Below are 6,057 nucleotides of genomic sequence, written 5' to 3' on the forward strand. Positions count from 1 at the left end.
CCGGTCCGCAGCCTGATGCGACCCGAGTCAAGGGAAAGCAAAAGGTCTTTCTTCAGAGCTTTCACAAACAAATGAACGCCGACCTCCACAGGGGGTCGGCGTTCATTTGCTGTGTTTGTCTGCGATCTTTGTGGCCACGAAGGAATCCGGTTTGGTACGACAGGTGTAGCCGCATCCGCGGACCATTCCCACCACAGAAGTGAGCACGTCCCGCGTCTTGCCGTTGGGGCCGAGGTCCAGGTGAATCTCCAGGTGCACATGACCGTCGCTCGACTGAAAAAGGCTGTCCACATCCAGAATGGGGCGAAGGATGTCCGCGATCTCAAGACTCAGCGACGCCTCGCGAAACATGCGCTCCGCCAGTCCCATCCGAGCCTGCGAACGCTTGACGCGGTAGAAATAGATGCCCCCCTTGCCGGGAAAATAGGCCGTCACGGCACAGACGAACTTCACACCGTTTCCGGCCCGTTGGGAGTCGGCGCCGACGATAATGGTAGGCACCCTTGCGGTGCGCTCGGACATCATCCGGATCTTCGCCACCATATCCTCACACGTGACGGAACCCCAGGTAGGGCTGCGAAATACCATGAACTTCCCTCCCATCGTCCGCGGCGAGGGAAAACGCTGCGGAGCGGAGACGAACAAGGAACCTTCAGGCGGAGCACTTCCGAAAAACCACAGGAACCACGGAAATCGCCGAAAAACACAGCATCTCGCGGCGAGTTCCTTTTCCGCTCACCGGGAAGTATAGCCCCGGGATGTGACGGACTCCTCACGGCTTCGTAACGAACGGCAACGACCGTATGTTTCTTCCCGCATGACGGAGCGCTTCCGGAAGGTGGCTCGAGTGCTCTCCGGACCAAATTCACCGGCATGGACAGACGGCCAGGAAGTCCAGGACTTCCGCACGAGGGGCGGCGCTTCCGCATGATTGTACTGATTTCCCTTTCTTCCGGCAAGATGGCACAGAAAAATCCTGGAGTCGATCCGTCGGAACAAAGCAGCGACATCGCGCTTTCCGTCGCTCCGAATGCCTCGGAGCCCATCGGCCGGGCAAGGAATTTCCAGAAGATACCGTCCCCCGTTTGCAACAGCATCCGCGCATGGTGTCAAGCGACATCAGAAATTGCCCCGTAGGCGACATGAAGAAATGCCCCGCCCCGGCCGCAAACGAATACGAACCGGACGCGACTGCAACATCCTTCGCCAAACCAGATAGTCCTCCTGTGCGTCTTATCTGCGTGCCTGCTCCATCCGGCGTTTTTTCCGCAATCGAAAACGCTCTCCCCGGAGAGTCAACACCGTACCGTGGTGGAGGAGACTATCGGGGATGGCCGTCGCCACCAAGGCATCTCCAAAAACCATTCCCCATTCCCCGAGGCGCGCTTGCTCTTCATCAGCATGCTCCCGCACTCATAGCGCCTTGAAACGAGTTGGAAGAAAAGCTATTCTGCACTGCTTTCCAGGGGCAATGAGCCCTGTTCATCGACGAGCAGGAGTTTCGGTTTGGCGTACAGAGCGAGCTGGTCATCATCAAGGCGTCCCGGGTACCCCGATCGTTTCTCCAGCGTTTCGACGACCGCACCCTTTTGCATACCGTATACATTCCATAAGACGCGTCTTCTTCCGAAAGGGGAAAACCCGGCCCTGCCGCAGTGTTCAAAACATTCAGCCTTCCTTCTTGACAGGAAGGCTTGAAACTTGATAGAGTTTTGTCGGATACGATATTGGATACGATTTTGTGATAAAAGGAGCAAACTAAATGAGCCTCATGAGTGCCGAAGACCGCGCCTACCACCAGATCGTGGAGCGTGTGCTCTCCCATCACTTCGCGCCGGGAGATCGCATCATCGAGAGTGAACTTGCGGAAGCGCTCGGTTTGTCGCGCACGCCCGTGCGCAACGCGCTGCGCAAACTCATCGCCGAGGGGCTTCTGGAAAACCGGGACAATCGGGGCTGCTTCATTCCAAAGCTCACGCCCATGGACATGCGCGAGGTCTTCGAAGCCCGCATTTCCCTCGAAGGCCAGGCTGCGGGAGCGGCGGCGGGGCGGATCATCCCCGAGGACGTGGCCTTTCTCCGGGTGCTTCTGGAGCGGGAAAAGGAACTCTACCGCTGCGGAGACATCTCGGGCTACGCCGCGGCAAACAAGGATCTGCACCTCTCCATCGCATCCCTCGCCAAAAACGCCTATCTGGAAAAATTCATCCGCCAGACCTACTGGCGGTCCGAACTCTACGTTTTCTTCTTCGACCGCTTCTATATCCCTCCCGGCGGAGAGGCACCGCTCCGCGATCCCGAGAAATCCGTGAGCTGCCGGGAGCATGACTGCATCGTGGAGGCCATCGCCTCCAAGGAGAAGGAGGCCGCCGCCACCGCCATGAGCGACCATCTCCGCACGACCTACACGCTGCTCACGCGGAGAATGCCTCTCTACCACACCCCCGCATGCCTGCAACCTCAATCGGGAAAGGCCTGACCCGACCAACCTTGCCCGTTGGAAAGACCAGGAGGAGGTGAAGAGACACCGGAGCCACCGAGACAGAAAGACAACCCCGCTTTTTCATTTTTTGCGTGCGCAGGAATCGGTGCTTCAGCGATGCATTTTTCCCGAAAGAAGGGAGAGGACGGCATGAGAAGGTCTCTGTTGTTCGCACTGCTTGCAACGGTATTGTGTTTCGGAATGGCTCCTCCCGCCGGAGCGGAGGATGCCCCCTCCATGGAACTCCGCGTTTCCGAGGAGGCCGTCACTGTGGGAGACTCGTTTTCCGCGGAGGTTATGGTGCGCCTGCCCCAGGGCAAAACGCTTCCCGGCGTGACCACCCTCCTCACCTTTGATCCGGCGATCCTGGAACTGCAGGGAATCGAGAAGACTCTAGATCTGGGACTTTCCGTCCTCAACGAAGAGGACAACCGCGGCAAGGGAAACGTCAAGATCGCCTTCGGCGCGGACAATCCCGACGGCGTGCGCCCCGGCGATGAATTCCGCCTTTTCACCCTCACGTTCAAAACCCTGAAGGACGCCAAGGACGCGCCGATCAAGCTCCTCGCCTTCGAGGGGCGCAATCCGCTCCACGCCGTGCAGGACGCGAAGATCACCGTGAAGGGTCTGCCGCCGAAAAGCTACGGCGTACTCTCCATCGTTCCTCCCCTCGTGGCGGTGATTCTCGCCATGCTTTTCAAGAACGTGCTCGCTTCGCTTTTCATCGGTGCCTATCTCGGCGTGGTCATCCTCATGGGGGGCAATCCCCTGGCAGGCCTCACCACGCTCATCAAGGACTACATCTTCGTACAGGCTTCTGACAGCTACAACTCCAGCCTTCTCGTCATGATGGTCTTCATCGGCGGCTTCGTGGGCGTGGTGACCCACTCCGGCGGCGCCGCGGCCTTCGCAGAAAAGGCGTCCCACTGGTTCAACACCCGCGCCAAGGCACAGCTCGCGGTGTGGTTCGGCGGCATCGCCATCTTCTTCTCCGACTCGGCGAACCCCCTCATCCTGGGACCGACCTTCCAGCCCATCACGGACAAACTCCGGGTGAGCCGCGAAAAACTCGCGTGGCTCCTGGACTGCACCTCCTCGCCGGTATGTATCCTCATTCCCTTCATCGGCTGGGGCATCTACATCATGGGGCTCATCCAGAAGGAGTTCACCGCCCTGGGTATCCCAGAAACCGACTTCGACGCCTTCCTCAAGGTTATTCCCTATCAGTTCTACGCCATCGGCACGCTCTTCATGATTCCCCTGGTGGCACTCCTCGGCTTCGAGTTCAGCGCCATGTACAAGGCGGAGAAACGCACCGTCGAGACGGGACAGCCCATGTGGCCCGATGCGAAACCCGCCCGCCCCTCGGTCTCCATCAACCTGGAGGAGGGCGTGAAGCCGAGAGCCTCCATGATGATCATTCCCATCGTGGTTCTCTTCGTCTGCATCTTCGGTCTGCTCATCCCCCACGGTTTCCCGGTGAAGCGCATTCCCGGCGCCGTGCTCCGCACCGCCCTTTGCACGGGCTACTTTCTGGGAGCCATGTCCTGCCTCTTCCTGATGGTACAACACAAGGTCAAGACTGCGGGTCAGGCCTTCAGCATGTACATGGAGGGCGCCAAGGAGATCGTGTTCATCCTCATGATTCTCGTCCTCGCCTGGTCCCTCGGATCCGTGTGCAAAGCCCTGGGAACGGCGAACTACATCGTGGGGCTTTCCCAGGGAACACTTCCCGGATGGGCCGTTCCAGTGCTGATCTTCGTCACCGGCGCCTGCATCAGCTTCGCCACGGGCTCCTCCTGGGGAACCTTCGCGATCCTCATGCCCCTGGCCATTCCCATGGCGAACGCTCTGGGAGCACCAGTACACGCCGCCATCGGCGCGGTGCTCTCGGGAGGGCTCTTCGGCGACCACTGCTCCCCCATCTCGGACACGACGCTCCTCTCCTCCATGGGTGCCGCCTGTGACCATATCGACCACGTGAAGACCCAGCTCCCCTACGCATTGACCGTGGCCCTCGCGAGCGCCATCGCCTACATCGTCTCGGGACACGTGGAATCGCCCATGCTCCTGGGACTTGCCCTGGGACTGGTCCTTGTGTTCCTTCTCGTCTTCGGAAAGCTCTGGGGGGCAAAAATCTCCGATTTCCGGAGCGAGGAAACCCGATAGACTCTTAAAAAGACTAAGGAAGGTGTTTTTCGTGAAACGAATTCTGGTTCTCGGTGCGGGGCGCGTTGCCCATCCCTGTGTGGACTACCTGCTTCAGCATACCGATGCGGCACTCACTCTGGTCGATCAGGACAAGCACAACGCCGATGCCGTCGCCGGAGGCAGCTCCCGAGTCACCACCTCCGCCTTCGACGCCACGCAGGGAACGAAGGACCTCCTCGCCTCCACCAAACCGGACCTGGTGATCAATCTTCTCCCCGCGGCCTTCATGGTCCCCGTGGCAAGGGATTGCGTCGCCACAAGAACGAACATGATCAACGTCTCCTACATCAAGGAGGACATGCGCACCCTCGACGTACCCGCCAGGGACGCGGGCGTGCTGCTTCTCTGCGAGCTGGGACTCGATCCCGGCATCGACCACATGTCCGCGGCGAAGACCGTCCGGGAGATCCACGACAGAGGCGGCAAGGTCGAGTCCTTCTGGTCCTGCTGCGGCGCCATTCCCGCTCCGGAGGCGAACACGAATCCCTTCGGATACAAACTTTCCTGGTCCCCCGCGGGCCTCGTGGGCGCCAGCAAGCGTGAGGCACGCATTCTGAAGAACGGCGAAGTGGTGGTCTATCCTCCCGGTGAGACGTTCCGCCACACGAGTTTCATCGAGATCGCCGGACTCGGCTGGTTCGAGCAGTACGCCAATGCGGATTCCCTGCCCTACATCCACCTCTACGACATGCCCGAGGCGAAGAACGTCTACCGGGGCACTATCCGGTACATCGGCTGGAGCGAAACCATCCGGAAAATGCTCGATCTCGGGCTCTTCGAGGAAGAGGAACTCGATCTGACGGGACTCACCCATCGGGAGTTCACCGCCCGCCTCGCCGGAGCGACCTCCTGCGAGAGTGCCGAAGCGGCCCTCTGCAGAGTGCTGAAGCTTGAACCCTATTCGTCGATCCTTCACAAGCTCGCATGGTTGGGGCTTTTGGACGACACTCCTCTCCCCTTTGCCAGAGGAAGCGCCCGTTCCGTCGTGGCGGATCTCTATCTGAAAAAGCTCGTCTTCGAGCCCGGCGAGCAGGATCTGGTCGTCATGGAACATCGCTATGAGGCATCCTTCGCCGACGGCCGGCGCAAGCGTTTCGTCTCAACCCTCGTGGATCGGGGCATCAAGGGAGGCGACACTTCCATCGCCCGTACTACGGGACTTCCCCCCGCAATCGGTGCCCGGCTCTTCCTGGAGGGCAAACTGCCCTTCACGGGCGTGCACGCTCCGGTGCTGCCGGAGGTGTACGAACCGTCCCTTGCGGAACTCGAACGCCTCGGCGTTCTCTTCCAGGAACGGGAGGAGATTCTGGCCTAACCCCGAGGAACCCTGCGCCGCACTCCGGCGGCGAAAGTTCCGTGCACGC

General features: G+C 60.1%; 6 protein-coding genes. 3 read left to right on the forward strand and 3 right to left on the reverse strand.

What is annotated here, in order from left to right; all coding sequences use genetic code 11:
• Positions 1-102: 102 nt before the first annotated feature.
• The 3 genes from Q1K49_RS08715 to Q1K49_RS08720 all read right to left on the reverse strand — a co-directional run bounded on the left by Q1K49_RS08715 (position 103) and on the right by Q1K49_RS08720 (position 1,595).
• The gene (locus Q1K49_RS08715; protein WP_026368667.1) at positions 103-588 is read right to left on the reverse strand and encodes a ribonuclease H-like YkuK family protein; all 486 of its coding nucleotides are present in this window, start codon (positions 586-588) and stop codon (positions 103-105) included.
• Between the two features lie 645 nt (positions 589-1,233).
• Entirely contained in the window at positions 1,234-1,365 is a 132-nt protein-coding gene (locus Q1K49_RS14915) for an ATP-binding protein (protein ID WP_366146058.1), read from the reverse strand.
• Between the two features lie 80 nt (positions 1,366-1,445).
• Complete coding sequence (locus Q1K49_RS08720) at positions 1,446-1,595, reverse strand: hypothetical protein (protein ID WP_300525156.1); 150 nt, start codon at positions 1,593-1,595, stop codon at positions 1,446-1,448.
• Positions 1,596-1,762: 167 nt separating this feature from the next.
• Here Q1K49_RS08720 and Q1K49_RS08725 point away from each other — a divergent pair, with 167 nt between their 5' ends.
• The 3 genes from Q1K49_RS08725 to Q1K49_RS08735 all read left to right on the forward strand — a co-directional run bounded on the left by Q1K49_RS08725 (position 1,763) and on the right by Q1K49_RS08735 (position 6,008).
• Entirely contained in the window at positions 1,763-2,479 is a 717-nt protein-coding gene (locus tag Q1K49_RS08725; protein WP_300525158.1) for a GntR family transcriptional regulator, read from the forward strand.
• Positions 2,480-2,632: 153 nt separating this feature from the next.
• Positions 2,633-4,651, forward strand: coding sequence for a Na+/H+ antiporter NhaC family protein (locus Q1K49_RS08730; protein WP_300525159.1), 2,019 nt, complete (start codon positions 2,633-2,635; stop codon positions 4,649-4,651).
• 31 nt (positions 4,652-4,682) lie between these two features.
• Positions 4,683-6,008 carry a saccharopine dehydrogenase C-terminal domain-containing protein gene (locus tag Q1K49_RS08735; protein WP_300525161.1) on the forward strand — a complete coding sequence of 442 codons (1,326 nt, stop codon included), beginning with the start codon at positions 4,683-4,685 and terminating at the stop codon, positions 6,006-6,008.
• Positions 6,009-6,057: the final 49 nt, after the last annotated feature.

The organism is Aminiphilus sp. (assembly GCF_029975095.1).
GTDB lineage: Bacteria > Synergistota > Synergistia > Synergistales > Aminiphilaceae > Aminiphilus.

Excerpts from the sequence above, each read along its gene's own strand:
- Q1K49_RS08730 (WP_300525159.1), top strand. The coding sequence starts at position 2,633 with ATGAGAAGGTCTCTGTTGTTCGCACTGCTTGCAACGGTATTGTGTTTC.
- Q1K49_RS08725 (WP_300525158.1), top strand. The coding sequence starts at position 1,763 with ATGAGCCTCATGAGTGCCGAAGACCGCGCCTACCACCAGATCGTGGAG.
- Q1K49_RS14915 (WP_366146058.1), bottom strand. The coding sequence starts at position 1,365 with ATGGTTTTTGGAGATGCCTTGGTGGCGACGGCCATCCCCGATAGTCTC.
- Q1K49_RS08715 (WP_026368667.1), bottom strand. The coding sequence starts at position 588 with ATGGTATTTCGCAGCCCTACCTGGGGTTCCGTCACGTGTGAGGATATG.
- Q1K49_RS08720 (WP_300525156.1), bottom strand. The coding sequence starts at position 1,595 with ATGCAAAAGGGTGCGGTCGTCGAAACGCTGGAGAAACGATCGGGGTAC.